The sequence below is a fragment of the Paraburkholderia sp. WC7.3g genome, from assembly GCF_050436345.1.
Taxonomy (GTDB): Bacteria; Pseudomonadota; Gammaproteobacteria; order Burkholderiales; family Burkholderiaceae; genus Paraburkholderia; species Paraburkholderia podalyriae.
The window spans coordinates 2,031,346-2,057,439 of sequence record NZ_JBNDMA010000001.1 but is presented as its reverse complement, the minus strand read 5'-3'; the positions used below and the strand labels follow the sequence as shown (position 1 = coordinate 2,057,439).

Below are 26,094 nucleotides of genomic sequence, written 5' to 3'. Positions count from 1 at the left end.
TATGGTGTTGATCCGGGCAATACGCAACTGGATCGGCCCCCAATGTCCCAGCGACTGTGTGCGCATCAAGGCCGAAATCGGACAGCTCGTCGACCAGGTCGAAGTGGCCGGACCGCGCGACGCTGTGTTTCACGGTCGCCTCGAAAAGGCCCGCTCGCTCATCGTGCTGGGGCGGCTATCGGACGCGCTGGACTGTGTCGATACATTACTACCCGTCGTTCGGCAAATTGAGCACGATCCAACGCGTGGCGCTCTACCGCCCGAGGTCCGAGGCCGCAAGCCGTAGACCACGCCAAGGCTTGACGAATCTCAGCAACCACTCAGGCCGCAAAGCCGACCGGGATCAGATAGACGACGGTCTGGCCGTGCGGCAGGCCGAGCTTGCGCGCTGCCGGCGCCCCGTCGACGGCGCCCACGGTCACGGCGACGAGCCCCAGAGTGACGGCCTGGAGCAGCATGTTCTGGGTCGCATGCCCGACCTCGAGATCGGCATACAGATTGGCTCTCGCGCCATACCTCTGCGACAGCCGGCTCGGCTCGGCGGCCACCACGAGCACGGCCGGAGCGGCCTCGACAGACGCCTGGTCGACCGCAACGGATCTCAGCCCGGGGCGCAGGTCCGACGTGGCTCGCGTCTCGGCCCGGTGGCCTTGAGGCAGGTAGTGCATCACCTCGGTCGCCGTCACCACGTAAAGTTCAAGCGCGTATAAAGCGCCGGCCGATGGCGCCGCGCGCTTGCCGTCCGGGCTGGTAATGCCCTGCCCGGCCCACAGCAACTGGCCGATGGCCTCGACAGGCAGCGGCTTTGGCGCGAAGCGGCGCACGGACCTGCGCCGCTCGATGGCTTCCTCGAGGGAGACCGTGCCTGTGACGTTCGCCTTGGGCAGCGTAATCTCATTGGTGTATTGCGCCTGGCTACCCTGCGCCAGGCTGGCAGAACTTTCGGCAAGCGCGCCCGCGGCCAGCGCAACCAGCAGTTCACGGCGTTTCATCGGCACCTCCATGCGCGAATCTCAGTGCTGCGCGTTTGCGGCCAACTTGCGCGCGGCGGTCCCAGCGCGGCGCAAGTGCGCCGCCAACGACTTCCGCGGAGCCGACCCCCACATCATGATGAACGTGGAGTTGTACCAGTCCGCCGATTCGGGCACGTCGGTCTGCTCGCCCCAGGTCTGCGGCGAGGCAGGCGGCAGGTCGCAATACCAGTCGTAGAAGCTCAGGCAAACGCCGCCGATCAGCGAAAGATAACGCGAACCCGCCGCATACGAGACCATCGACATCGCCAGGATCGGCGAAAAGCCGATCACCCGGTCGGGTCCGTGATGTTTGACCGTATAAACGTTGGCGGCCGCGACGATTTCGTTGACTTCGTCCCATGTGGAGCGAATGAAGCCGCCAAGGCCCCGGCGGCTCTGATAGCCGCGCCGCCTCGTCCGTGACGATCGATTGCCACGCTTGCACCGGGTCCAGCGAAGCGCGACGCTCGCGCCAGAGCTTGACGAGCGCACTGCGCACGAGTGGGTATTTCAGGCGGTTCGCGCTATAGAGGTACCACGAATAGGATGCGCCTCGCGAGCATCCACGCGGCTGGTGATTGGGCATGTCGGGCCGGGTGCGCGGATAGTCCGTCTGCTGCGTTTCCCACGTGACGATGCCGCCTTTTCCATTGGGTTTCTTGAGAGATCTTCCATGAGCAGGACTCCGTGCAATTCACTCCATGAGTGGAGCGAATTATCTTGTCGTGCTGCCAGCGCTGGCGGTAAGCATCCTCCCATTGCCGGTCTTCGTCTGTGACAGCGCCATGACCATCCGAAAACTGGGGATGGGAGGCCGTGAAGTCCAGAAAGTGGCTCATACGCGTCCTGCCTCTATCAGATTAGGCCGGTGCAAGCTCGCCTCGATGCCCGGCACGGAAGCACCTCAACGCCGACTTTGATAGTGACAGGTACGGTGTCTGCCTCAATCGGACTTTGGTCCTACGATCGCCGCCCGCGGGTGGTGTAGGCTTGTCACGCGCAACCGACAGGAGAGCAATCATGTGCCGCTGGCTCGCTTATACCGGCAATCCGCTTCAGCTCGAAACCGTGCTGTTCAACGCCCGGCATTCACTGATCGATCAGAGCATGCATTCTCGGCTCGGCGCCACCACCACCAATGGCGACGGTTTCGGGATCGGCTGGTACGGACATCCCACTGACATTCCGTTTCGCTACCGCTGCATCCAGCCCGCGTGGAACGACCGCAATCTCCGCGAGGCCGCGCGGGCGATCCACTCGCCGCTGTTCGTCGCGCACGTGCGCGCGGCGACCGACACGCCGTCGCAGGAAACCAACTGTCATCCGTTCCGCCACGGCCGCTGGCTGTTCGCGCACAACGGCCTGGTGCGCAACTATCCGACGGTGCGCCGCGACCTGATGGTGAAGATCGACCCTGATCTGTTCCCGTCCATCGAAGGCTCGACCGATTCCGAGGTGCTGTTTTTTCTCGCACTGACCTTCGGGCTGGAGTTCGCACCCGTGACCGCGCTCGAACGGATGGTCGGATTCGTCGAAGCCACCGGCCGCCGGAATGGCGTGGATGAACCGCTGAACATGACTGTGTGCGCGACCGACGGCGAGCAGATCATCGCGGTCCGCTATTCGAGCGAAGGACAGTCGCGCTCGCTGTTTCACAGCACGTCGTTCCGTCATCTGCGCGAGTTGTATCCCGACGACGAGCGCATCAAGACGGCCGGCGAGAATGCGTTCCTCGTGTTGTCCGAGCCGCTCGCGGACTTGCCGGGCTTTTGGGAGGAAATTCCCGAGAGCACGGCGGTGGTCGCGCACGGCGGCGAGATTGGGCAATATGCGTTCAAGCCGCGACTGGACTGAGCCGCGCCTGGACTGAGCCGCGCCAAGCCAATCGTGCTCGAAGACTTGCCTTACGCGATCGACGAGATCCAGTTGCGGACGAAGCCTCTTCACCATGCGTGACGGTGTCCGCCGGCGCGGCCCAAAGTTCGTTACTCCCGTTTAGGAACCCGCATTTCCGCGCATTTCAGCGGAGGCGCCTTGCGCATCTTCGCCGGTGCGCTCGTCGAGCGCGTCCAAGATGTGCAGCCGATTCCTATGCCCGCCTCCCAAAGCCGCGCGACGCTGGCACGAACGCCCGGGCCTGCGATTTGCTTGATGTTGCCGCGAGGTGACATACATGAACGACGAAAAATTGATCGAGCCCGAATCGGAGGTTCGCGACCGCATCGAGCGATCCTGGATCAAGCGGCTAGGCCCTGGCCTCGTCACAGGCGCCGCGGATGACGATCCGTCGGGAATCGGCACGTATTCGCAGGCCGGCGCGCAGTTCGGATTCAACCTTCTGTGGGTGGTCCTGATCACGTATCCGTTGATGACCGCGATACAGCTGGTGAGCGCACAGATTGGCCGGGTGACCGGCAAGGGCCTCGCGTCGAACATGCGCGCGCACTACCCGCCATGGCTGCTGTACGGCGCGGTCGCGCTGCTCGTCGTGGCAAACATCATCAATATCGCCGCTGACTTGTCGGCAATGGGCGCCGTAGCCGGATTGCTGCTGCCGGGGCCGCAGCACGTTTATGTGGTCGGCCTCGGTGTCTTCTCCGTCGTTCTGCAGATTTTTGTCCCCTACGACACTTATGCGCGCATTCTGAAGTGGACCGCCCTGTCGCTGCTTGCGTACGTCGCGGTCGCATTCATCGTTCCGATCTCCTGGGGTGAAGTTGCACGCGCCATCGTCTTGCCGCGCGTCTCCCTCACGTCGGACTATCTGACCATGGTCGTCGCGGTGCTGGGCACGACGATCAGTCCGTACCTGTTCTTCTGGCAGGCGTCGCAGGAAGTCGAGGAAATGCGCTCGGCACCAGAACAGGCGCCGTTGCGCCGCGTACCGCACCAGGCGCCCGCGCAGTTGCGAAGGATCCGTTTCGATACGTGGGTTGGCATGGGGGTGTCCAACTTCGTTGCATTCTTCATCATGTTGACGGCGGCGGCTACGCTGCATCTGCATCACATCGACGTGAAAACCTCGGCCGATGCCGCGCGCGCGCTCGAGCCTTTTGCCGGGCGTTTCGCTTACATGCTGTTTGCGCTCGGCATCGTCGCAACCGGCCTGCTCGCGCTGCCGGTCCTCGCCGGCTCGGCCGCCTACGCCGCCGCGGGCAGCTTTCGCTGGCGCAGCAGCCTCGCGTTGCATCTGAACCTGGCGCGGCAGTTCTATGCGGTGATCGCACTGGCCATCCCGGGCGGTGTGGCCATCACCTTCATGCATTTCGACCCGATCCGCGCGCTGTACTGGAGCGCGGTGATCAACGGCCTTGCCGCGGTGCCGATCATGGTCATCATGATGTCGATGGCCCGCAGCCGGCGGATCATGGGACAGTTCGCCGTCAAGGGCGTATTGGCCTGGGGAGGATGGCTGGCAACGCTCGCCATGGCGCTGGCGGCAGTGGGCGTGTTCGTGCCGTCGTGACGAACGCGTGCCACGGCGAACCCGGCTTTCGCACGGAACAGCGGTGCTACGCAATTCGCGCCAACGGGTCGCCGAGCGGCAACCGGATCTGAACTTCCTCGCTCCACGCTCGTCTCAACGGTGCATCCGGCCAGAGACGGCACCGTCACATGCTGACGATTTGCCGACAACCGCGTGGCCGCACCCGTTCGACGATCAAGGAGGATCGGACATGCCGAAGAAGCGTTCAGACGACTCGACAGCCGCAAGCGGCAACCACAGCGGCAGGATTCTCGCCGCGCCCGTTTTCTCGCAGCCGCAGCCCACGCCGGACCCGCAAACTTTCGTGGTCAGGCACGCATCCGATACCGCAGCCTACAAGGTCATCGACGAACTGAACCGCGAGCACAAGCTGAAGGCGCTGCCGTTTCCCGCGCCGCGCGGCGGCACCGAGCCCCGGCTGACGTTCGCGGAGGTGGTCGACAACAACCAGACGCTGCTCGACGGCATCACCGCGAGCGGACAGATCGTCTTCCACGCCACCGGCGATTGTGGCAGCACCAAAGGTCCGGCAACACAGAATGAAGTATCGGACAAGATGGTCAGCGACTTCGACGAAGCGGATCCCGCCGAGGTGCCGCAATTCAACTTTCTGCTGGGCGACATCGTCTACAGTTTTGGCGAAGCGCAGTACTACTACGATCAGTTCTATGAGCCGTATCGCGACTATCATGCGCCGATTCTCGCCGCTGCCGGCAACCACGACGGCATGGTTTCGCCGTTGAAGCATGAGAAAAGCCTGCAGGCGTTTCTCAGGAACTTCTGCTCCGACTGCTTCCAGGTCTCTCCCGATGCCGGCCACCTTTCACGCACGGCACAAATCCAGCCAGGCGTTTTCTTTACGTTCGAGGCGCCGTTCGTGCGCATCATTGCGTTGTACAGCAATACGCTCGAGGATCCCGGTGTGATCGCGGACAGTCACATCGGCAACAGCCAGTTGAAGTTTCTGAAAGCGGCGTTATTGCGGGTCAAGAAAGAGAACTATCGAGGCGCCCTGCTTTTCGCGCATCACCATCCCCCTTATGTGGCGCGCGGCCGTCACGGCTGGAGCGTCGACATGCAACAGCAGATCGATGCCGTCTGCAACGAGGTCGGCATATGGCCACATGCGGACCTCGCGGGACACGCGCACAACTATCAGCGCTTCACGCGAACCCGTTCCGACGGCACCCACATTCCTTACATCGTTTGTGGGAACGGCGGTCATGCGGTGCAACGACTCACCACCAACGGACAGCCGCCCCTTCGCGCGCCGCAACTGATGCAGGCTGCATCGAAAGACACGGATGCCGTCGTCCTCGAAAACTACGACGACCGCAACTTCGGCTATTTACGGCTGGTCGCCAACGCCAGACAGTTGCGTATCGAATACCATCCCGCCGTTGACGGACCCAACACCAAAGCGCCCGACGATCACGTGACCATCGATCTGGCCACCCGGCAGGTGGCTCACTACGTCGCTCGCGACTTCGGCGTGCCCGCTCTGGCGGACAGCATTCGTCAGTTCGCGCAGGTCAAGCCCAACAAAGGCTGATGAGCGCACAATCCGACACCCATCCGAAGCGCTCCGCGATTCCCTGCTGGCTCCACGCGTTAAAGATTCGAGGATTCGTACCGTAATAGTAAAGATGGGGCGGCAGCTAGCGGTCGGGGCTGTCGCTCAACCAGCTAGTCGGAGAACAGCGTGAGACCCAAAGCGGCACCGTGCCCTAAAAAACCCAATCCGCTTGAGTCCCAGGTCGATAACGACGCACACGCCAATGGCTGGTCAGCCCGCAACCAGCAGTTTCTTTCGTATTTCCTGTCGCGCTTCGGTCAACGCAGGACCATACCGGTAACGAGTGTGCTGATTGCCATTTCCGCCGGCGTTGGCATCGGTGCTGTCGTGCACCATGCAGTCAGCGAAGCGGAGATGACCGTACGTCTCGTATTGTCGATGGTGGCAGGCGTCGCCGGCCTCGCGGTGGTTCGTCGAAAACTCGCGTTTGATTACGCCCAGCAGAGCGCGGCCACCGCACTAGCGGGCGGCCTTCTGCATGCGAATCGCGACTGCCTGAAGGTGCTCGCCACGGACGGAAAAATGCTGCGGGTGTCGGAGCATGGCGCCATGTTGATGGAGGCGGAGTCACCGGAGCAGCTCGCCGGCGCCGACTGGCTCGATTTCTGGACCGGCGAGGACCGCACAGCGGCGGAGCAGGCTTTGGCGGGCGCCCTTTCCGGCAAGAGCGCATCTTTCACCGGAAGCTGCGCGACGACGAAGGGGCGGATCAAATGGTGGTACTCCACCCTCACGCCGGTGACAGGCGACGACGGTGCGGTAGCCGCGCTGCTTTGTGCTTCAGAGGATGTTACCCAGCAGTCCGAGCTGTTGAAAACACTGCGCGAACGCGATGAGCTGATGCATGAGATGGAGTTGCATGTGCGGCTCGTGTTCTATTCGTATAGCTCGCATTTTGAACGCTGTCATCATGTCAGCGCAGGTGTCGAGAGCGTGTTCGGCCTGACGCCTGAAGAGCTCGGCAACAGGCCTTCCGCGTGGCTCGAACTCGTGGTGCCTGAGGACCTCGAGCCTTTGCTCGCCGAGATGCGCCGCATCGCGACGGAAGTCGCGGAAGGTCGCTGCGAATATCGCATCCGCCGGCCTGACGGTTGCGTGCGCTGGATCAGAAGCACGGCCTATCCCGTGTGCGATAGCTCCGCAAACGTGGTGCGCATCGTCGGTGTCAGCGAGGACATCACGCTGGAACAGGAACGCCTCGCGGCGCTTGAACATTTGGCCCACACCGATGGGCTGACAGGTTTGGCTAACCGCAGCGCGCTGATCCGCCACATGAAGACGCTGTGCAGGCAGAACGTCGCCTTCGCTCTGATGTTCGTCGACCTCGACCGGTTCAAGGTCCTCAACGATACGCTAGGCCATACGGCCGCTGACCGTCTGTTGCAGGACATCGCCAGGGTCATTCAGGGCGCACTTCCGCCGGATGCCTGTGTAGCGCGCCTCGGCGGAGACGAGTTCGCGGTCATCGTCAAGGGCGACAGCGACAAGGTCTCGTTGGCAACCTTGGCGCAGTCGCTTCTGAACCTGTTTTCGAGCGACGTTCGAAAAGACCACGCCGCGCCATTCGTGACGGCGTCGATCGGCATATCGATCTTTCCTGAACACGGCCGCGAGCACGACGCGCTGCTCACGAGCGCGGATATCGCGATGTATGCGGCGAAAAAAGGTGGCCGCAACGGCTTCCGGTTCGCCGACGAAGCGTCCAGCGATGTGCTCGGAGATTTCGAACTGGAGCGTAATCTGCCGACGGCGCTCGCGTCGAACCAATTCGTCCTCCATTTCCAGGGCATTCATGAACCGGCATCGCTGGCGGTGAAAGGCGTCGAAGCCCTCGTTCGATGGAATCATCCGGCGCGAGGGTTAGTGGCTCCTGGCAGCTTCATCCCGATATTGGAAGAAAGCGGCTTCATCGTCGAAGTCGGGGCGTGGGTCGTGGACGCGGCCCTCGCTCAACTGGCCGTCTGGCAGGCCGCCGGCAGCAAAGAGCTTTCGATGTCGGTGAACGTGTCCGCACGTCAGCTCCGGGATGACGCGCTTGTCGCGATCGTCGACCAGGCGCTGCGAAAACACCGGGTGCCGCCGCGCTGCCTTCAAATCGAACTGACCGAAAGCGCGCTGATGGAAAACCCGACGCTCGCGCAAGCAACGCTGATGGCGCTCAAGCGCGTTGGCGTGCGGATCGCCATCGACGACTTCGGAACGGGGTATTCGAGCCTGCGTTATCTGGCCGATTTCTCGCCGGACATCGTCAAGATCGATCTTTCATTCACGGCAAGGTTGGGCCGCGACGCGGCGGCCACGTCGATCGTCCGCGGCATCATTCAGATGTCGCACGAACTAGGCATTGAAGTGACGGCTGAAGGTGTCGAAACGAATCAACAGTTGCATGCGCTGCGCGACGCGGGCTGCGACTACGTGCAAGGGTACTTTTTGACGAAGCCGACGAATGCAGGGAATCTGGTTCACTGCGAAAGCTTCGCGCCCGCGTTCGCAGCGGGAGCAACCAGCTCCTGCTCCGACTGATAAACAGATCCGCGACGACCGGGCGCAGCCGGCGATTGCCGGCCTCGATCTGCGTACGACGACGCACCCAGACCGGTTCCGTTCCAGTTCCCGCCTTCGCCGTCAATGCGTGCGCACCGGTTGCGCGCTCTGTCCCGCACTCATCGCCGCGTCTCTTTCGGCTCGATGAATGGCAGCGACCTTCGCTTCGGCAGCTAGAATATCGGCGGGATATGAACCATCGTCGCCGAGCGACGGGTTATATCCGGCCGCTTCCAGCTCCTCGAGTTCGTGCATGACTTCCGCGCGGGTGACTTGATGAGGTTCGGGCTCGGACAGAGTTTGCGCATACAGGCCCGCCGAGTTCGCCATCAACATCGCACCAGCGATCGCGAAGCTCACTAGCGGGGAGACCGCGGATTGATTCAACGATTCCGATTTCATGTTGCACTCCTTTTTACATGAGGACGTATTCGCGCATCCGTATATATTGTGAGAGTTACGTGATGCACATCCGGTAGACGGAGTTTTCTCGTTGGATATTCCCGGGCTTCGCGTCAAGGAGCACTGAGATAAGCCGGATACTTCCGGATGCCTAAATAGAACTCCCACGCAATCTTCGCCGCTCGACCCCGTTGCGCAATTGACCCGCGACGAACGCGCCGACGATTAGAGCCAGATATAAGGCCACGAGATCGTGACGCCAGGCATTCAGCGTGAGCTGATGCGCAATCAGTTTTGGATCGGGAGCCGCGAGGATCGCCCGCTTCGCTTCGACGGTTCGCATCATACGGACAAAGCCCACCGCGGACAGCAATGGCAGCATGATGACCGAAGTGAACAGCACAGGCTTCATGCGAAGCGCCCAGCGCATGTGACGCAAGCGAAACCATAATCCGAGGCATCCGTGTATCCATCCGGGCGCGAGCAGCGCAAGCTGCAAACCTTGCGTACCTGTCGTTAGCAACTGGATCACGACGCGCTCGTAGTCCGGTTCGAAGCCATACAGCGAGGACGCGAGCCGGGTCGTCACCGCATGACGGATCAGCAGCAGCGGCAGGCTGAGTCCTGCCCACAGACGCACCCACTCCACCGGAGGCAACGCCCAGTGACGGCGCGCATAGATCGTTCGCATCGCCAGCGCGAAATGCAGCGCGGCCGCCCCGTACAACGCGATCGTTCCAGGCGCGCTGCGCCAGAGCCGCAGCGCTATAACGAGACCACGTCCGGCAAGTTCGAGCGACCAGATTCCGAGTGCGTGATTGAGCAGATGGAGAAAGAGATAGACCAGCAACACCACGCCGGAGCCGAGTTGCATCCGGCGCAGCGCGGCTTGTATCCGCAACGTCATGCGAACGTCCCGCTGGTGACGTGCGCCACGTGTCGGGCAATCGCGGCTTCGATGACGACCTGTTCCGATGCGCGGACCATATCGACGATGTTCATTTGATCACCCATTTGCCGTCAGTCTTACCTGCAAGACCGCGGGGCTGCGGTGGTTATTCCCGATTCGATTTACGTGGCTTCGCAGTGTCGAGCGAGTACGACACTCAGGCGTGCCCGCGATGACGATTCGGCGCGTGTTGCGTGAGTTAGCGACTATGATTGATTGGTTGATTTTGACCGATCGGAACTACATCGACAGGCCGATGCGTCGCTCGTGATCATCGACGCGCATTACGGCAAGCATCCGTACAAGGCGTATTTCGCGGGCGGCTCGACAGGCGGGCGCGAGGCGCTGACCGTCGCGCAGCGCTGGCCGCGGGAGTGGGACGGCATTATCGCGTTCAATCCCGCGTACGACTTTACGACGCTGAGCCTTCAGCAATTGCGCGTGACCGAAGGCTTCGCGGCGCCGGGCGCATACCTCGACACCGCGCAGCGCGCGCTGCTGCTCAACGCGGTGATGCAGGCTTGCGACGGGCTCGACGGCGTCGTCGACGGGCTCATCAGCAACGTGCAGGCGTGCAATGCGACGTTCGACCCGGCGACGGCCAGCGTCGACGGCAAGCCATTGCGTTGCGCCGGCGGTATCGCGCGCGGCGACACGTGCCTGTCGGACCGGCAGATCGCGGCGCTGAACACGATGAACACGCCACTCGTGTTTGCGTACCCGCTCGAAAGCGGCGAAACGCTGTATCCCGGCTATAACGTGTATGGCGCCGATCTCGGGGTGGGCAGCAGTTCACCGCTCGAAGGCATCGTCACGACGCTCGCGCTCGGCACGACGCAGCCGTCGTATCCGCTGCAAAGCACCGCGATGTTCGACGGCCAGATCGCCGACGACTTCGTCCGCTACACGGTAATGGACAACCCGAACTTCGACTCGCTGACGTACAACCCCGCGGTTGCCGGTCGATGGTCCGGGCGCGTCAGCATGCTGTCGGGGCTCGACGCGACCGACGCGAATCTGACGCCCTTCAAACAGCGCGGCGGCAAGTTGCTGATGGCGCACGGCACCGTCGATCAGACCGTCAGCACGCGGGCAACCGAGATCTACTATCAGCGCATGCTGGTGACGATGGGCTTTGGCGCGGTCGCATCGTTCGCGCGCTTCTATGAGATTCCGGGGCTGCAGCACGCGGTCGGCACCGAGTTCAATGCGTCGTGGGACTCGCTGACGACGCTGGAAAACTGGGTCGAGCACGGCACGCCGCCGGCGCATCAGGTGGTCACCGACACCGAGGGCGTGCCGGGACGCACGCGCCCGCTGTGCCAGTATCCGGCATGGCCCAGCTACAACGGCGCCGGCGATGTGAATAGCGCGGCGTCGTTTACCTGCGTGCAGTGAAACCGGTGATGGAGAGGCTAGCCGGCCTCTCCACCGGCGCTTTGACGTACCCGGCGTTCGATTGGTGACGCTAAGCGGATGAATCGACATCGTGCCGAAACCGGCGGCGCTGCGCGGCGTCGGCGATGCAGTCTTCGACCCGCTGAAGGAACTCGTCGAAATTCACCGCACGCCGCGCCTCGCGACTGGCGATCATCTTCGCGATCGGGCCCAGATAGACGGCCAGCTTAACGGCGACGGCATCGATGCTGGCCTGATCGATCGCACCGGCCGGTAGCATGCCTGCGGCGGTCGCCGGCGATACGGACGATACCTTTACCGCAGCCGTCGCGACCCGCGGGCCCGTCGATGACGACGTCGACATCGACCCATCGGGCACGCCCGCCGTCAGCCGTGCGAAGTCCTGCTCGAATTGGCTGCGCGCCGAATCCGGCAACACCGCCATCAGTTGCGCGCCGAGCGCTGGCAGGTCGTTCGCCTGCATGGCCGCGCGTCGCACCAGAAGGCTCGCGAGCGGGCCCATGTGTGTCGCGAGTTGGCGTTCGATGCGCGCGAGTATGTCAGGCGGCCAACTCTGCGGCGCCGAAGGCATAGGCGAGTTGCTGGCGCCGCCCGTCGCATGCGCTGGTGAGGACGCGGACCAATAAGCGGACGGCGTCACGATAGTCAGGTCATCGTCGGCCGGCGCCGGTGAGATGACCAGCGATCTCAAACTCGCGAGCCATTCCGCAGCGGACCCGAAGCGGTCTTCTGGCCGCCTCGCGAGCGCCCTGGCAAGCATCGCGTCGATCGCCGGTGGCAAAGCGGCGACGATTGCCGATGGCCGGGTCGGCGCATCTTTCAGGATCTGCCGCCTGATGGTAGCCGGCGAGCCGGCGAACGGCTGGCGGCCAGTCAGCATACGGTACAGCATGACGCCGGCCGAGAACAGGTCCGCGCGGGCATCGACCGATTCGCCCTCGAACTGCTCGGGCGACATGTAGCTTGGCGTGCCGATCATCCAACCGGACGAGGTTGCGGACGAGCCGATGCGCGCGACGCCGAAATCGGCGACCTTGAGAAGCCCTGCCGCGGTGACGAGCAGATTCGCAGGCTTGATGTCGCGATGCACGACGCCGGCCTCATGCGCATACGCGAGCGCGGCGAGCAGTTGCGCCAGCCAGTGGAACGCGTCGGACAGCGGCAGCGGGTGGCCGGGCACCAGCAAGGTATCGAGGCCATGTCCGGCGACGTACTCCATCACGATGTAGGCCCTGCTGTCGTCTTCGCCGAAATCGTGGACCGTGACGATGTTCGGATGCGCAAGCCGGCCGGCCGCGCGCGCCTCGTTGCGAAAACGCGCCAGCATGTCGCCGCTACTGTCCTCGCTGGCGAGCAGTTCGCGACGCACGGTTTTCAGCGCCACCGGTCTTTCCAGGTGCGGGTCGAACGCGAGATAGACGACACCCATTGCTCCGGTGCCGAGCACGCGGTCGATGCGGTACTTGCCAATCTGCGTAGGCATTGCTTGTTTGCTCATTCTGCTCATTCGGGTTCCGATCGAGGGGAGCCTGGCCGACCACGCCAGCTTACGCTCCCAGCATCCGCAACGCTTCGACGAGACTCGTTTTCATGCGGTTGAACGACACGGCGAGCGAGGCGATTTCGTCGCCGCCGCGCGTCGAAAACGATGCCGTGTCGAGCTTGCCGAGGCTGACTTCGTCGGCGGCGCGCGACAAAGCCTTGAGCCGCTTCGTCACGAGGAAATGCACCATCAGGTTCAGCGCGATCAGCACGCATCCGAACACCGCGGCGAACGACAGCATGAACGTGCGCCAGACGCTGTGCGCCTGTCCCAGCGGCAGCGACATCGGCACGGACACGACCTGCGCGCCGATCGTTTCATGCAGAGGCCAGTTGAAGCCGTTCGCCGGCCCGTACTTGTCGATCATCGTGCGCGGCGCCGCGCTGGGTGTGCTGTGGCATTCGAGGCAGGTGGCCGAGTCGATGCGGGTCGGCCGCGCGATGTAGAGGCTGGGGCCCGACGGCGTCGCGCGTTCGCCAATCAGCTCCGGTAATTCAGGGTGGTCATGCAGGCGCCGGATCACGTCGGTCTCCCAGTCCGTGGCGCGGTCGCGCGGGTTCGTCGGATCGAGCATCGCGTTCTTGTATGAGAAGCCCGGAAACTTTTTCTGGATCGCGAGCAGGCTCTCGATCGCGGAATACGCGGGGACCGACTGCGGCACGAACGCGTATTTGATCTGCGTGGCAAGCAGCGGCGTCACCTGATCGGACGTGTAGTCGAGCACGGCGGTGGCGGCTTCGATCATCAGGCTCGCGTCGCGCACGGTCGTCTGCACTGCGTTTTCCTGCAACACCCGGTCGGCCACGACACTCGTCGCGGCGAATCCCGCGGCGAACACGACGAGGAAGGCGAGATTGAACTTCAAGGTCAACGACAGGTTCATGGCTGCTCCACGCGAATGGTGTGCAAGGGCGTCAACGCCTGGTGGTGCATGGTACGTCAAGGCGCGTCGACGTCGTCCGGCGTAGGTTAGTGCCGGTATAGCCAGCTAGGGACGGATTCGGGACGCACCGCCGGCGGCGCTTGCTCGGGCCTTTTGTGTGGCTCGCTCGCCGGGCGCGGCGGCGGTGGATGCAAAATCGGGCGCCACTCCGGCAAAACGTCCAGATGGGCGTCGACCTGCGCACGGAAGGCAGGAGTTTTCAGGCGCGGAACAAATCGTTTGACGAAGCTGCCGCGCTCGCTGACGCTGCTCGTGAGCCAGTCGGAGACGTCGGCGTAATCGACGGCGCGCAGTGGCGCAGGCAGATCGTGCCTGCTCGCGAGCCGTCCCGCTACCGCGACCAGAGCGTCCCGGAAGCCAGGCGGCAGCGTGCCGATGAACTCCGTTGACGGCCTGGCTTGCGCGCGCGGCGGCTCGTCCGCATGTCGCTCGAGGTACTGGCCCGCATGCAAGGTCTGCCTGGGCGCCTGGGCTGCGGCGCGAACGACGACGATCGCGTCATCGCCGGACTCCGCGAAAATTCCAGCGCGCCCGGTAGTGGCCAATGCGACGACCGACCACGGACCCGTGCCTGAAGGTTTGATGTCAAGCCCGTGAAGCTCGATCGACAACGGCGCTGGTGCGGCGGCGCTCAGGTTGCAGCCGGCCTTGAGCCAGCCGCTCAGCATCGTGATTCGCACCGGTCCCGCCGCGACGTTCTGCGGCGCCGACGGCGTTTTGAGCAGGACTTGCGTTTGCGGCCCGAGCGCGATCAGCGTGCCCGCACCGTCTTCGAGCTGGGCGGACTTGCCGGCGTCGGTTTCGATGATGTCGTCGTCGCGCAGCCTGGCGCCCTCCCCCGTCCGATACAGTGACGCGCCTCGAATCACCGACACGGGACTATCGGCGTACGCGATGACGACGTCCGCATGGGCAAACGGCAACGCGCACGCAAACAGCGCCAACGCGCCGCCTGCGCGTACGCGCGGGAAGGCTGACGCCAGCATGGCGAGGAAACGGCGTTCGGGTCGCATCATCGGGGTCCGTTACGTCGGTGTCTGCGGTACTGTTTATCGTAGACGGTCCGATTCGTCGAGGGGTTGACCCACGATGGGCAGCACACAACATCCATTCGCGCCGAATAAACCGCCAGTCCCGCTCGCGTTTTGAACAAGCCGCGCATGCGTCAATTCGCAAACGTCGCCAGCTTGAACGTGCACGCAGTTGCCCCCGGCACCAGCAGTCCTTGCTCCACGCCGACCGGCACCTGACTATCGCCTGGCCCGTACAACCAGTAGGTGAAGTAAAGCGCTCCCGCGTGACTGACCGCGAGTCGTTCCAACGCCCGGAATGGTCCCGAATTGATCTTGCCCAACTGCGGCACGAGGTTGATATCGGTCGAGCCGCCGAGCGTGTGAGGAATGGCATGGCCGCGGTGGTAGATTCCGCTGTTGGCAAGCGGATGTCCCCGCATCCGCGGCGCGATTTCCTTGCGCGGCACCGTACTCTTTCCCTGACTGATTCCCCACGCGGCGACCAGGCGCTCGGTCGTCCTATCGAACAGATATGAAAACTGGCCGACGGACGTTTCGAGCAACTCGCACGTTGCGACGCGCCGCCGATAGTCGTCAGCCCACAGATCGACCAGCAGCGGGGCGACCTCATTGCTCAACGCGGCGGCCGCGCGAGCCTGCGATAGGCGCGGCAAAATGCGGTTGAGTTCAGCGTAGTCCGTCATGCGTCACCTCGAAGGCGTGGTTCGCGCGCTGCTCGCGCGGCTCGCTCGTTCCGTTCTATCGGCCCGCTCGCGCGAGCGCTTCCTGCAAGCGCCGCCGCACCTTGCCGACATCGATCCCGCCAGGACCCGGCGTGTCGATGATCGGCATATAGGGCGCAGGCGTATGCAGCAGATAGGCCTGCATCTCATCGATCACGATCCGGTCGCTCGGGTCGTAGCCGAGGTCCTCCAGTTGCCGGGTCAACTCCGCGCGTTCGTCATAGCTCAAGACCTGCCACCAGAACGCGCGGCACGCGTGGGCGTATGCGCCGTCCGAGAAGTACTGCCAATGGCCCAATTCGTGACTGAGGATCGCGGCCCTGAGCGTCGCGTCGATCGTCTCGCCGCCCGGTGCGCGACTCAGCCCGGGAATGGTGATCAGAAAATCGTGTGCGCTTGCCGCTTTCCAGATGCCCTGCTGCTGGCGAATCAAGCGCCATCGCACGAGAATCGTCTGCAACGTGCGCTCGCCCTGGTTCAGCACCACACCCTGCTCGCGCGCGACTTCGAAAAAATGCGTCAGCTCCTCCGTGCTGAAGTTGTTGCCCGCCGTCAGCCCGGCCGGATCGGTGCCGAAGCGCCGCGCGTAAGCCGCGATGGCCGCCGCCGACACCACGCGGTCGCGCGGCATATCGCGCCGTTCGAGCAATGCCACCACGCGCGCAAACATCGCGCCCTGTTGCGCGAGGCTGGCTGCCTGCATCACATGGAGGCCGGGCTGGTCCGTTATGGTGAACAGTTGCAGGCGCGCGTCGGGTGCCAATGCGGCGGCGAGCTGCGCAAGCGGCAAGCGCACCGCCGCGGTGTGGTCAACGGTGTCGTCATCGACGGCCACGGGCACGGGACCCGCGCCCGCTCCATCGGCGGCGTGGTTCGACGCCTGTGGACCCGCCGCGACCGCGATCGTGGTCACGCATGCGAACAGCAGCGCCGCGCCCGTCGTCACGTCGCCATACCCACGATAACGTGTCATCGGCGGCAACCTGGAAAGCGCCTAATCCGTGACCGTGACGATCGTCACCCGACGGTTCTCGGGCGCCGTCGGATTGCGCTTGTTCAACGGATCGGAAGAACCTTTGCCGAGCGACGACAGCCGCTCGGATGCAATGCCAGCCTTCTGCGTCAGATATTCGACCACCGCGGCAGCACGGTCTTCGGAGAGCTTCATGTTGAGATCGGGCGAACCGCGAGGATCGGCGTGCCCTTCGACGCGAAACCGGTACGCCGCGAGTTTCTCCGACTGCAATGCACCGGCGACCTTGTCGAGCGCGGCCTTCGCGCTGTCGGTGAGCGTCGCCGAATTGGTGGCGAACGTGATGAGGATTTGCGCGGCCGGTTTTCTCGCGGGCGCGGGGCGCGGCGCGGCGGACGGCGGCTGGTTCGACAGCACGAAGCCGCGCGTCACGACGTTGTCGCCCGACTCGTCGGGCTCGAGCGCGCGCGTCACCGACTGCTCGTTGATGTCCTTCTCGTTCAGGACCGGCTCGGCTGCGCGCGTGGCCGTGCACAGCAAGGCGAAGAGGCACAGCGCGGCGGACAGAACAGTGCCTGCCGAGCGCCGTCCGGAACACGAATGGGTCAGGCGCGACATAAGGCGATCTCCGCGGAATGGATAGGCGGTGAGGCCGCCAGCGCCCGTCACGGACCGTCGGCGAACACCGGCGGGAACCGGCGTATGACAGCCTCATCCTTTAAAGACGAATGATGGGAAGTCAATTTGAAACCGTCGTCCAACGCAACGCGCCGGTGATGACGTTGCTATGCACCCGCGTTCGAACTCAGGTCGATCACCGAATCCCATTCTTCCATGCCGACGTCGAGCAGACTCGCGAGCTGCAAACCGGTCGTCGCACGCGCGGAAATCCTCACTGAAGCCGGCACGGCCGGCGATCCGTCGCTCCACCAGATAGCGTGTCCCATCGCGGCAGTCTGTTTGAGCAAGGCGGCGAATCCGCCGTCGGCTGCGTCACGGATCGCAAGCCGCCACGGCATCGATGCGCGAGTGCCGTCGAACAGGCTCTCCGCTCGCAACGCCGCGTCGAATGCATCGAGTGCGAATTCAGGCGTCAGCGTTGACAATGCCAGCGCGATCAACCGGTCGTACCATGCCTGCGCATCGGCCAGTCGCCGCTCAAGTTCGGCGCCGTCGATCGCCTCGGCGATCGTGAACGGAAAATAGCGCCCCACGCGGTCCACGCCCGGCGTCAGAACGCCCGCCCACGCGCTTCGGCCGTACAGGCCCGCGCCCAACGCGAAACACCACACAGGGGCACTCAGATACAGTGCGAGCCACTGCGCGCCAAAGCGCTGCCGCGCCAGCAACATGCCTTCCTGCAAGCTCTGATCCCAACGCGTGACGAACTCAGCCGGCAGGCGCCGCGCGACGAAGTCGCCATGCGTGCGCACCTTGCCGAAGAAGCCGGGCCCCGGTGTCGGCTGCTGCGCAGGCTCGCCGCTCATAGCCGATCGGGACAGCGGAACTGCTCGAGCATCGCGCGACGAAACGGATTCACGATGCTGCTGGCCGCCAGTTCGAATTCCGCGCGCCGGCCATCCGAGTCGAAGCTCAGGCGGAAGCGGTCAGGTTGCGCGGTAGATTGCAGATGCGCGTCGTCCATCAGATGCAGCAGTGCCCACGGTCCATCGGCGCGCGCCGCCGGAGCACTGCCCGCCGGCGTGAACTCGACGTGCGCCTGGCCGGTGCCCTTGCCGCTCGGCCACTGGAACACCATCGATTGCGGCGCGTCGGGTTTGACCACCATTTGCTGGCCATCGATGTCGAGCGTGAACTGGGTAATCGATGGATCGATGGTCAGCGGCTTCACCGTGAAGCGCACCGACACATCGCGGCCACCGCCCCGGAAAAACGCGTCGCGGATCTGCGCCGCGCGCTGGAACTGCCCGAGCACGTCGACCGGGATGCCGAGCGTATCGACGCCGCTGCGCCATTTCCATTGCGCTCCCGACATGTCGACCAGCGTTGCCAGGTTCTTCTGGAAGAAGTCGTCGATCAAACCGCCCGGGCTCAGCAGCCTGCCGAAGTCGTCGGGCGCGACGTCACGCGTGGACCCGCGCACGAGCGGATAGCGACCATCGAGCGCCTGCCGGCACAGCTGCGCCACGTTCGCCTGCCACAACGCGTTCAGGCGCGCCCGCTCTCCGCCCACCATCAGCGACCCCGCCCCACTCGCGACGTTGGTCGCCACCGACGCCAGCGGCGGCGGCGAGCCTTGGGCCGCCAGCTTGAGCTTGTTCAACACATCGCCGGGCGGCGGCGGCAAGCCCTGACGGCGCGCCGAGTCCGCGGCCTCGAGATAGGTCGCCGCGTCCTTCAGCGCGGCGAGTTGCGTGTCCAGCGGAACCGGGCCCGGCGTGCCCGGTTTGCCGGCGAGTTCATGCAGCGCCTGGAAATGCGCATCGACCGGATTGAGTTCGGCCGGCGCGGGCGGCGCCGCGTCTTCGGGCTGATTGCCGAGCGCGCTCTCGAGGCGCTTTTTGGCCGCATCGAGCTTGTTGGTCAACGCGGCAACTCCCTGCTCCGTCAGCGAGGCGCCCGTTTTCGCGCCGCCCAGCGTGGTTTCCTGCGCCGCGGCCAGCATCAGCGAGCGCAGCGGCGAGTCGGTCGCGGCAAGCACGTTGGCCACGCGCGCACCCTGCTCCACGCCGTCGAACGGCGCTACGTCGATATCGTTGAGCAACGCGTCCCACTGGCGGATGTACTCGTCGTAGTAAAGGCGTGTGATGCCCGCCTTCAGATCCTCAACAGCGGCCGGCGTCGCCACGGATTCCTGTCGGCCGAGCACCCAATCGTCCTTCGCGATATCGATGACCGCCGCGTCGCGCAACTGCCCGAACTTCTGATAGCCGGCCCGCGTGTACGCGCCTGAAACACCGCGCGTCAACGGCGCGCCGCTCTTGCGCACGAGCACCAGCGCGGCATTGCGCCCCGCCGCGTTGGCGACGCTGAACTCCGGCAGTCGGCTCTGTTCGAGATCGCGTTTGACGCGGTTGAACAGGCGCTGCGTCAGCGGCATTCTGGCGAGCGTCGCGCGCGCCTGCGCGATCAGATCCTTGTCCAGCGGCAGCGACGCATCGAAGCGCGCGGGCTGGAACAGCGCGGCGAGATGGCCGTCGAGATCGTTGCGCTGATCGTCGCTCGCATCGCGCAACGGCCCGCGGCGCCAATCGACATCGGCCCACAAGCGTACCGAGTCGGCGTCGTAGTGCAGCGAATCGCCCAGCATCAGATACGCGCGCAAGACTTCGTACTGGAAGTCCGGATTGTTCGCGTCACCGCGGCGCAATTCTTCTTCCATGCGGCTCACCACCAGCGGCAACAGGGTCTGCCGCAACAGCCGCCGGTAACTGGTCTGCGCTTCGAGGCCGAGCTTGTCGCCCTGATCGAGGCCGAGGCGCGACAGCCACGGCACGCTCCTGTCGCGGTCCGCGTAACCGCCGGGAAGATCGCGCGCGGCATTGAGCAGCGGCAGCAGCGCGAGCGGATCGTCGCTGGGCTGGCTGGTCTGCGCGAGCTTCTGCAACTCAGTGACGTGCTGTTGGACAGCGGCGACGTAAGCGCGATTGCGTTGATAGCTGACGAAGAACAGCACCAGCGCCAGCACCGCGACGACGCCGATCGCCGCCAGCGCGGCGCGCTGGAACCACGCGCGGCGCCGCTCCAGCTTCTGGTTCACGCCCGCGAGTCCGGCTTCCTCGAAGATCACGCCGCGCAGCAGCCGCGTGATGAAGTACGCGCGCCCGCTCGCCGGATCGGGCAACACGACCTGTTGCTGGAAGCCGAGCGCCGAGGCCACCGCGCTCATCACGCGATCGATCGGCCGGCCTTCCTGGGTGCCGCTCGTGAAATACACCCCACGCAGCAACGCGGATTGCTCGAAGCGCGAGGTACTGAAGGTTTCGTCGAGGAAGCCTTTCAGCACGGCCTGCAGACCCGCGAACTGCTGCGGAAATCCATAGACGAGCGCACGCCGGCGCACATCGGTCTCGCGCTGCATGCGGTTCAGCACGCGGGCTTGCAATTGCTTTTCCAGCGCGTCGAATTCGGCGGGAAATGCGGCCAGTGCGTCGTCCGGCGAGCCTTGCCCGGTGAAGGGGAACGTCATGCCCCAGACCTGTTCGCGCTCGTCGCGGCCGAGATCGTCGAAGAATTCGGCGAAACCCGCGAGCAGGTCGCACTTGGTCACGATCACGTAGACCGGAAAACGCATGCCGAGCTGGCCGTACAGTTCCTTGAGCCGTTCGCGCACCGCTTGCGCCTGCTGCGCGCGTTGCGTGTCGGACAGTTGCAGCAGGTCGCGCGTCGACAAGGCCACGATCACGCCATTCAGCGGCCGGCGCGGACGATACTTGCGCAGCAGCTGCAGGAAGCCGGCCCACGCGGCCTGATCGGCTTCGGCGAAACTATCCTGGGTGGTGAAGCGGCCCGCGGTATCGAGCAGCACCGCATCGTCGGTGAACCACCAGTCGCAATTGCGCGTGCCGCCCACGCCGCCGATCGACTGCTTGCCGAGCCGGTCGGCGAGCGGAAACTTGAGCCCGGAGTTCAGCAGCGCCGTGGTCTTGCCCGTGCCGGGCGCGCCGACGAACATGTACCACGGCAACTGGTACACATACTGACTGCCGAAACGGCCCTTGACCCGCGCCTTGCGCAAGGTCGCCATCGCGGCTTCGAAACGCTGCTTCAACGCGGCGATGTCGGCTTCGGATTCCTTCTTGCCGGGCGCCGGCTCGGCCGGTCCCTCCGCCACCACGCGGGTGAATTTGATGTTGGCGACGCGCACTGCGATCCAGCGCCCGATCCAGTACAGCGCCCACACCAGCAGCAACACGATGATCACGGCCCAGCGGCTGCTGTTGCTTTCGAGCGGCTCATGACCCGCGTACGCGACGAGCGGCCCCTCGACCCACACGATCAGCGACAGCGCGAGCACGCCGAGCAACGACAGCACGATGGCTCGTCTGAGCCAGCCAAAGATCTTCATACCCGGCTCCCCTGCGCCGCCCGCGACGGACTCGTCAGCGAGGCCTTCACGATGCCGCTCCCGGCGCCAGCACCGTGATATCGACACGGCGGTTGCGCGCACGATTCGCGGCGGTGTCGTTCGGCGCGATCGGCTCGGCGTCGCCGCGCCCTTCGGCGCTGAAGCGGGTTGGGTTGCCGGCCCGCGACGCGAGCATGTCGCGCACCGCTTCGGCGCGCGCCTGCGACAGATGCCAGTTCGACGGGAAGCGCGCGGACAGGACTCGCTGGCTGTCCGTGTGACCCGCGACCACCACGTTGCCCGGCACTTCCTTCAACGCGTCGCCGATACGCTGGATGAGCGGCACGAAACCCGCGGCCAGATCGGCGCTGCCCGACCCGAACAGGCCGTCGCCATTGATCGTGACGACGGTCCGGTCGGGCAACTCCGAGACACGCACGAGGCCTTGGGCAATTTCAGGCGCGAGGAACTGCGATAGCTTCGGCGCAGGTTTGGGCGCCGCCGCCAGCTTCGACGCAAGCACGGGAGCCGGCGCGACCCGGATCGCGTGCAGCGCTTCGAACACGCGGTCGGACATGTCGTTGAGCCGGAAGCTCAACACCAGATGGACGATCACCAGCACGAGGCAGGCGATTGCGGCCGCCACCCACAACGGCACCAGCTGCAACAACGGCTTGCGCTCGACCTTGACGGGCAGCCAGTGCGGCGACAGATCGCGTTCGGCCGCGCCGCGCTGGCCGCGAATCATCTGTTCGAGGCGTTCGCGGATCGTGTCGAGCTGCGTGCGGCCACCGTCGATCAGACGGTAACGTCCTTCGAAACCCAGGCCGAGAATCACGTAGATCAATTCGAGCACGTCGATATTGCCCGCGGGGTTCTGCGCGAGACGCTGCAGGATCAGGAAAAAGCGCTCGCCACCGGAAGCCTCGTTGTGGAACGTCACCAGCAGGCTGCGGCTGCCCCACAAGCCCGCGCCCCACGGCGTGCTGGCGATCGCTTCGTCGAGGAAGGTGCACAGGCAGTAGCGCGCGGCACCCAGCTTCTCGTCATCGATGCCGTTGGCGCGGCCTTGCGTCTCGAAGTTGCGCACCATTTGCATCAGTTGGCTGCGCAGGTCCTCCACGTTCGGATGGGTCGGCAACTGGCGCAACGGCAGTGCCAGTTCGATCAGCGGGTTGGCCGCGCGCAACAGCGGATTCAGTCCGCCGCCCGCGGGCAGCATCGGCGCGGGCGTCGTCGCGGCCGCCGTGAACGCCGCCCGCGCGCCGCCCGGCGTCGGAATCAGAATCGTCGCGCCGGGATCGTCGGCGGGGCCACGCAGTTCGTCAGGACTCACGATCAGCATCCTCAATCAAGCATCAGCGGCGAATTGCCCAGAACTCCATCGTCAGCCCGGGAAAGTCACCGGCGACATGCAACGCCATGCCGGCGGAATTCGAGAACTGCTTCCACAGTTCGTTGCCGCGATCGAGTTCGAAGTAGGTAAAGCCCGCATGGAACGGCAGTTGCCGGGGCGCCACGGGTAACGCGCGCAGGCCGACGCCGGGCAACTGCAGATTGACGAGATCACGAATGCGTTCGATCGGTCCGATCTTCACCTGCGGCGCGAAGCCGGTCAGGATGTGCTCGGCCGGCATCTGCGCGCGCACCGCGAGCACGAAGGTCGCGCCGGCAAACAGCGTCTTGTCCGGCACGATCGCCACGCGCAAGCCGAACTTGCGCTCTTCGAGCGGGATCGCCACCGCGTGCGGGTCCATCACCATGCTCAGCGACGCGCGAATGTCGTCGATCACCGGTGCGAAGGTTTCGCGCAACCACTCATGGCGATACACCGGATACGCCGGCGGCCGCTTCGATGCCTGGCTGAAGGTCGCCAGCTCGCCGGCCAACTGCACCGCCGCCTGGTACAGCGCTTCGGGATGCAGACCGGTGGTCGTCGACAGATGCGCGGCCAGCGGCTCGTGACGATTGATCAGTTGCAGCAACAGGAAATCGGCCACTTCGGCGACGCCCGTCACGCCGGGCTGCGCAAGGCGTCCGGCCAGCGCTTCACCGCGTTGATGCAGAAGGCCCACGAGGTCGTCGACGAACGCCGCGAGACGGCGCGCGACCCGATAGTCGAGACACGGGGGGCTGTAGTCGTTTTCGAGCACGACGCGGTTGTCGGGCAGCCGTTCGAGCACGCGCGCGACGCCAAGCGTCGTGTAGGCATTCGCCACTTCAGGGGCGAGTGCGAGGCGCACCCGCAGTTTGCCGATCTGCAGCAGTGCCGCGCCGGCATTGGGATCGTTGCTGTCGCTGACGTCGAATTCAGCGATGCGGTGTCGCGCGAAGTTCTCCTCGCTGGCGTCGTTGCCGGTCTCGGCGACGCCCGGTCTGCGCACCGGCAACGCCAATTGGACCAGCATGTTGCGGGTGCCTTCGGGAATCTCCAGCGGCTCGGGCAAGTCATCGTCGGCGGGCAGATCGAAGGGCGTGCCGTCCGGCATCACGCCGGAGCACGACAGCAGCGCGAGCTTGCCGAGCTTGAGCAGCGACTCGTCGATCTCCAGCGCGGTAAAGCCCCAACTGTACGGACGCAGACCGGCCGCGCGCGTCTCCAGTTGCCGCTGCAGATAACGATCGTGCTGCTGCAAGTGCTGGGGCTGAAGAAACATCCCCTCCGACCAGATGACTTTGCTATTCCAGGACATGTTGTCTCGTTCAAAAGTATCTAGGTGGGATCGGCGGGATGCTTCGGCTGACGCGCGCGGGCCGCGCTCAGTTCGTCGATCTGCGCCTCGTAGGCGTCATTGAACGCCTGACCGAAGAGCTTCTGGAAGTCGTCGTCGGCTTCGCGCGCGACGGCGCCCTGCACTGCGACGAACAGATCCCACAACTTCGCCTTGCGGTTGGACAGCACTTTTTCGAGCGCGCCGGGGTCTTTCAGCTGCGCTTCGATCGACGCGGGATCGAAGCGTCCGAGCACGTGCGCGAGCGCGGCACGCATGCCGGCGAGGACCGCAAGCTCGTGCGCCTCGATATCGTCGAACGCGCGCCTGAGCGCCTCGTCGGGTGGCAGATAACCGGCTGAGCGGCCGGTCAGCATCTGCGCCAGCGCGCTGTCGACGTCCGGGAAAAATTTGAGCGGGTTGTTGTCGCGCGCGACGATCATCGTCGTGTCGAGACGGGCTTCGCGTTTGGTCATCGAGCGTGCGCGCAGCACGCCCATCGTGCCGCGCAGCGCTTCGCGCAGCATCGTGCCGATCAGGCGCGCGAACTCAGGCTCGGGCAGGTTCGGCGCGCGCGACGGGTCGAGGCCGAGACCTTCGAGCAGCGCCTGCAGCGTGGCGGGGTTCGGGCTCGCGGAGGCGGCCGCGTCGTGGCGAACCGGGGCCGTCTGCGCGCTCGGCGCTGGCGCGGCGGGCGGTGAGCTGATCCGGCCTGCGGACGCAGCCGGGTGCTGAACCTGCTGTGGATCAGGCTGCAACGCCGGTTGCGCAGCCGGCGAAGGTGAAGGCTCCGGCGCCGCGGCAGGCATGGCGACCCGCGCGGTGGCGGCCTGCGGCGCGACTACCGGGACGACTACCGGCACCACCGGAGCCGCCGAAGGGGTCGATGGCGCAAACTGCGTCGAAGGCGTGCCGAACAGATCATCGAACGGTGTCGCGGCCGACCCTGCCGCGCCGGCATCGAGCAATCCCGGGGGCAAGCCGGTCGGGCCACCCAGAGGCGCGGGCGCAGTGGGCCATCCCGGCAATTCATGCGCTGGATGCGGTGCGGCCGGCGACCCGCCACCCTGCGCCGGCGTTTCCCACTGCGCCAGCGCATCCGCGAGTGGATCGTAGTCCGCCGGAATGCCCCCCGCAGGCGCGGCCGGCCTGCCGGGATCGGGCCGAGGCACTTGCGGCGCCGCGAACGCCTGCAATTCCGGCGACACATGATCGCTCTCGGAGCCCGCAAAGCCCGGACGCGACGAGATCCGCTGCGATTCGCCGAAGCCGGGCTGCCCGAGCGGATCGAGCGCGCCGAGTTGCAACACGTCGCCTTGCGAATCGGCCGGCAACGGTCCACTGAGCACTTGCGCGGCACTCAGCGGATCATGGCCGCCTGTCAGACCGCGCACGCCTGCCGCCTGCTCGCCGATCGACACTTCGAGCAGATACGGACCGATCAGAAGCCGGTCGCCGTCCGCGAGTCGCGCCTCGCGCGTGCCGCCCAGCGCGCGCTGATTCAGAACGCTCGGATTGCTGCCCAGATCGCACAGCAGATAGTCGCCGTCGCGGAACTCGACGCGCGCATGAACGCGTGAGATCGCACGCTGTTGATCGGGCAGCACCAGCGTGCAGTCGTTGGCCCGGCCGATCGTGCCTCCGGCGGGGCCGAACGCGATCGCGATCGGCTCGGCCAGCGTCTCGTCGTTGAATCGCGCAACCCGCAGCGAAAGAATCGGATAGTTCACTTGGCTCCCCACGAGCGGT

Annotated in this window: 20 protein-coding genes and 1 pseudogene; 6 read left to right on the top strand and 15 right to left on the bottom strand. The window is 65.0% G+C overall.

Features of this window, described 5'->3' with window-relative positions; genetic code table 11:
* Position 1 precedes the first annotated feature (1 nt).
* Positions 2-286 carry a hypothetical protein gene (locus tag OKW43_RS09475; RefSeq protein WP_429446788.1) on the top strand — a complete coding sequence of 95 codons (285 nt, stop codon included), beginning with the start codon at positions 2-4 and terminating at the stop codon, positions 284-286.
* Positions 287-320: 34 nt separating this feature from the next.
* On the opposite strand, the gene OKW43_RS09470 is transcribed toward OKW43_RS09475, so the two are convergent.
* Together OKW43_RS09470 and OKW43_RS09465 are read right to left on the bottom strand one after the other, a co-directional pair.
* Positions 321-992 (bottom strand): SagB/ThcOx family dehydrogenase, encoded by a 672-nt coding sequence (locus OKW43_RS09470; RefSeq protein WP_429446786.1) that lies wholly within the window; start codon positions 990-992, stop codon positions 321-323.
* Between the two features lie 102 nt (positions 993-1,094).
* Positions 1,095-1,852, bottom strand: a pseudogene (locus OKW43_RS09465) (molybdopterin-dependent oxidoreductase); the annotation flags it as partial.
* A gap of 181 nt (positions 1,853-2,033) precedes the next feature.
* Between OKW43_RS09465 and OKW43_RS09460 the strand changes: the two are divergent.
* The 4 genes from OKW43_RS09460 to OKW43_RS09445 all read left to right on the top strand — a co-directional run bounded on the left by OKW43_RS09460 (position 2,034) and on the right by OKW43_RS09445 (position 8,599).
* Complete coding sequence (locus OKW43_RS09460) at positions 2,034-2,867, top strand: class II glutamine amidotransferase (RefSeq protein WP_429446784.1); 834 nt, start codon at positions 2,034-2,036, stop codon at positions 2,865-2,867.
* A gap of 319 nt (positions 2,868-3,186) precedes the next feature.
* A complete protein-coding gene (locus OKW43_RS09455) occupies positions 3,187-4,479 on the top strand; it encodes an NRAMP family divalent metal transporter (RefSeq protein WP_429446782.1) in 1,293 nt (430 codons plus the stop codon).
* Between the two features lie 211 nt (positions 4,480-4,690).
* Complete coding sequence (locus OKW43_RS09450) at positions 4,691-6,052, top strand: metallophosphoesterase family protein (protein ID WP_187637206.1); 1,362 nt, start codon at positions 4,691-4,693, stop codon at positions 6,050-6,052.
* A gap of 150 nt (positions 6,053-6,202) precedes the next feature.
* Positions 6,203-8,599 carry a putative bifunctional diguanylate cyclase/phosphodiesterase gene (locus OKW43_RS09445; protein ID WP_429446779.1) on the top strand — a complete coding sequence of 799 codons (2,397 nt, stop codon included), beginning with the start codon at positions 6,203-6,205 and terminating at the stop codon, positions 8,597-8,599.
* Between the two features lie 102 nt (positions 8,600-8,701).
* On the opposite strand, the gene OKW43_RS09440 is transcribed toward OKW43_RS09445, so the two are convergent.
* Positions 8,702-9,022, bottom strand: coding sequence for a DUF4148 domain-containing protein (locus OKW43_RS09440; protein WP_187637208.1), 321 nt, complete (start codon positions 9,020-9,022; stop codon positions 8,702-8,704).
* A 151-nt stretch (positions 9,023-9,173) separates the two neighbouring features.
* The gene (locus OKW43_RS09435) at positions 9,174-9,929 is read right to left on the bottom strand and encodes a hypothetical protein (protein ID WP_429446777.1); all 756 of its coding nucleotides are present in this window, start codon (positions 9,927-9,929) and stop codon (positions 9,174-9,176) included.
* Between the two features lie 258 nt (positions 9,930-10,187).
* Here OKW43_RS09435 and OKW43_RS09430 point away from each other — a divergent pair, with 258 nt between their 5' ends.
* Positions 10,188-11,369 carry a tannase/feruloyl esterase family alpha/beta hydrolase gene (locus OKW43_RS09430; protein ID WP_429446775.1) on the top strand — a complete coding sequence of 394 codons (1,182 nt, stop codon included), beginning with the start codon at positions 10,188-10,190 and terminating at the stop codon, positions 11,367-11,369.
* Positions 11,370-11,439: 70 nt separating this feature from the next.
* Here OKW43_RS09430 and OKW43_RS09425 read toward each other — a convergent pair whose 3' ends face one another.
* From OKW43_RS09425 to tagH, 11 genes are all read right to left on the bottom strand, one after another.
* Positions 11,440-12,873, bottom strand: coding sequence for a serine/threonine-protein kinase (locus tag OKW43_RS09425; protein WP_429446773.1), 1,434 nt, complete (start codon positions 12,871-12,873; stop codon positions 11,440-11,442).
* Positions 12,874-12,937: 64 nt separating this feature from the next.
* The gene (locus OKW43_RS09420; RefSeq protein ID WP_187637210.1) at positions 12,938-13,816 is read right to left on the bottom strand and encodes a c-type heme family protein; all 879 of its coding nucleotides are present in this window, start codon (positions 13,814-13,816) and stop codon (positions 12,938-12,940) included.
* 86 nt (positions 13,817-13,902) lie between these two features.
* Positions 13,903-14,889, bottom strand: coding sequence for a hypothetical protein (locus OKW43_RS09415; RefSeq protein ID WP_429446771.1), 987 nt, complete (start codon positions 14,887-14,889; stop codon positions 13,903-13,905).
* A gap of 152 nt (positions 14,890-15,041) precedes the next feature.
* Entirely contained in the window at positions 15,042-15,593 is a 552-nt protein-coding gene (locus OKW43_RS09410; RefSeq protein WP_429446769.1) for a hypothetical protein, read from the bottom strand.
* A gap of 55 nt (positions 15,594-15,648) precedes the next feature.
* Positions 15,649-16,605: a hypothetical protein gene (locus OKW43_RS09405; RefSeq protein WP_429446767.1), complete on the bottom strand. Its 957-nt coding sequence runs from the start codon at positions 16,603-16,605 to the stop codon at positions 15,649-15,651.
* Between the two features lie 21 nt (positions 16,606-16,626).
* Complete coding sequence (locus OKW43_RS09400; protein WP_429446765.1) at positions 16,627-17,223, bottom strand: OmpA family protein; 597 nt, start codon at positions 17,221-17,223, stop codon at positions 16,627-16,629.
* 167 nt (positions 17,224-17,390) lie between these two features.
* The gene (gene tagF / locus OKW43_RS09395; RefSeq protein ID WP_429446763.1) at positions 17,391-18,092 is read right to left on the bottom strand and encodes a type VI secretion system-associated protein TagF; all 702 of its coding nucleotides are present in this window, start codon (positions 18,090-18,092) and stop codon (positions 17,391-17,393) included.
* Complete coding sequence (gene tssM, locus OKW43_RS09390; protein ID WP_429446761.1) at positions 18,089-21,634, bottom strand: type VI secretion system membrane subunit TssM; 3,546 nt, start codon at positions 21,632-21,634, stop codon at positions 18,089-18,091. The genes tagF and tssM overlap by 4 nt, the downstream gene beginning before the upstream one ends.
* 46 nt (positions 21,635-21,680) lie before the next feature.
* Entirely contained in the window at positions 21,681-22,970 is a 1,290-nt protein-coding gene (locus OKW43_RS09385; RefSeq protein ID WP_429446759.1) for a DotU family type VI secretion system protein, read from the bottom strand.
* A gap of 22 nt (positions 22,971-22,992) precedes the next feature.
* On the bottom strand, positions 22,993-24,327 hold the full coding sequence (gene tssK, locus OKW43_RS09380) for a type VI secretion system baseplate subunit TssK (protein WP_429446757.1): 1,335 nt from the start codon (positions 24,325-24,327) through the stop codon (positions 22,993-22,995).
* 20 nt (positions 24,328-24,347) lie between these two features.
* Entirely contained in the window at positions 24,348-26,075 is a 1,728-nt protein-coding gene (tagH, locus tag OKW43_RS09375) for a type VI secretion system-associated FHA domain protein TagH (RefSeq protein WP_429446755.1), read from the bottom strand.
* Between the last annotated feature and the right edge of the window lie 19 nt (positions 26,076-26,094).

What these genes read in the sequence shown, in the direction of transcription:
- OKW43_RS09475 (WP_429446788.1), top strand. Translation starts at nt 2, where the DNA reads ATGGTGTTGATCCGGGCAATACGCAACTGGATCGGCCCCCAATGTCCC.
- OKW43_RS09470 (WP_429446786.1), bottom strand. Translation starts at nt 992, where the DNA reads ATGAAACGCCGTGAACTGCTGGTTGCGCTGGCCGCGGGCGCGCTTGCC.
- OKW43_RS09460 (WP_429446784.1), top strand. Translation starts at nt 2,034, where the DNA reads ATGTGCCGCTGGCTCGCTTATACCGGCAATCCGCTTCAGCTCGAAACC.
- OKW43_RS09455 (WP_429446782.1), top strand. Translation starts at nt 3,187, where the DNA reads ATGAACGACGAAAAATTGATCGAGCCCGAATCGGAGGTTCGCGACCGC.
- OKW43_RS09450 (WP_187637206.1), top strand. Translation starts at nt 4,691, where the DNA reads ATGCCGAAGAAGCGTTCAGACGACTCGACAGCCGCAAGCGGCAACCAC.
- OKW43_RS09440 (WP_187637208.1), bottom strand. Translation starts at nt 9,022, where the DNA reads ATGAAATCGGAATCGTTGAATCAATCCGCGGTCTCCCCGCTAGTGAGC.
- OKW43_RS09435 (WP_429446777.1), bottom strand. Translation starts at nt 9,929, where the DNA reads ATGACGTTGCGGATACAAGCCGCGCTGCGCCGGATGCAACTCGGCTCC.
- OKW43_RS09425 (WP_429446773.1), bottom strand. Translation starts at nt 12,873, where the DNA reads ATGCCTACGCAGATTGGCAAGTACCGCATCGACCGCGTGCTCGGCACC.
- OKW43_RS09420 (WP_187637210.1), bottom strand. Translation starts at nt 13,816, where the DNA reads ATGAACCTGTCGTTGACCTTGAAGTTCAATCTCGCCTTCCTCGTCGTG.
- OKW43_RS09415 (WP_429446771.1), bottom strand. Translation starts at nt 14,889, where the DNA reads ATGCGACCCGAACGCCGTTTCCTCGCCATGCTGGCGTCAGCCTTCCCG.
- OKW43_RS09410 (WP_429446769.1), bottom strand. Translation starts at nt 15,593, where the DNA reads ATGACGGACTACGCTGAACTCAACCGCATTTTGCCGCGCCTATCGCAG.
- OKW43_RS09405 (WP_429446767.1), bottom strand. Translation starts at nt 16,605, where the DNA reads ATGACACGTTATCGTGGGTATGGCGACGTGACGACGGGCGCGGCGCTG.
- OKW43_RS09400 (WP_429446765.1), bottom strand. Translation starts at nt 17,223, where the DNA reads ATGTCGCGCCTGACCCATTCGTGTTCCGGACGGCGCTCGGCAGGCACT.
- tagF (WP_429446763.1), bottom strand. Translation starts at nt 18,092, where the DNA reads ATGAGCGGCGAGCCTGCGCAGCAGCCGACACCGGGGCCCGGCTTCTTC.
- tssM (WP_429446761.1), bottom strand. Translation starts at nt 21,634, where the DNA reads ATGAAGATCTTTGGCTGGCTCAGACGAGCCATCGTGCTGTCGTTGCTC.
- tssK (WP_429446757.1), bottom strand. Translation starts at nt 24,327, where the DNA reads ATGTCCTGGAATAGCAAAGTCATCTGGTCGGAGGGGATGTTTCTTCAG.